The sequence below is a fragment of the Barnesiella sp. WM24 genome (genome assembly GCF_004570975.1).
Classification (GTDB): Bacteria; Bacteroidota; Bacteroidia; order Bacteroidales; family Muribaculaceae; genus Muribaculum.
The window spans coordinates 1-275 of sequence record NZ_SPPC01000038.1; the positions used below are offsets into that span (position 1 = coordinate 1).

Below are 275 nucleotides of genomic sequence, written 5' to 3' on the forward strand. Positions count from 1 at the left end.
TGTAGGGGCGACTGGAAGGTCGCCCGCACTACACGCAATGCTGAAACCAGAATGACCGCGGTCCTGCAAACATGCGGGCGAGCTTCCACTCGCCCCTACACTGCCTGTATAAACCTCATGCAACCCAATGGCATCACCGCAACCCACCGCGCAGTGTATCGCGTAGCTGTAGGGGCGACTGGAAGGTCGCCCGCACTACACGCAATGCTGAAACCAGAATGACCGCGGTCCTGCAAACATGCGGGCGAGCTTCCACTCGCCCCTACACTGCCTGT

Annotated in this window: 1 protein-coding gene; it reads left to right on the forward strand. The window is 60.0% G+C overall.

Going from position 1 to position 275, the window contains the following annotated elements; translation table 11 throughout:
• The coding region (locus E4T81_RS15825) for a hypothetical protein (protein ID WP_209308219.1) at nt 1-222 on the forward strand (222 nt) is incomplete at its 5' end.
• Between the last annotated feature and the right edge of the window lie 53 nt (nt 223-275).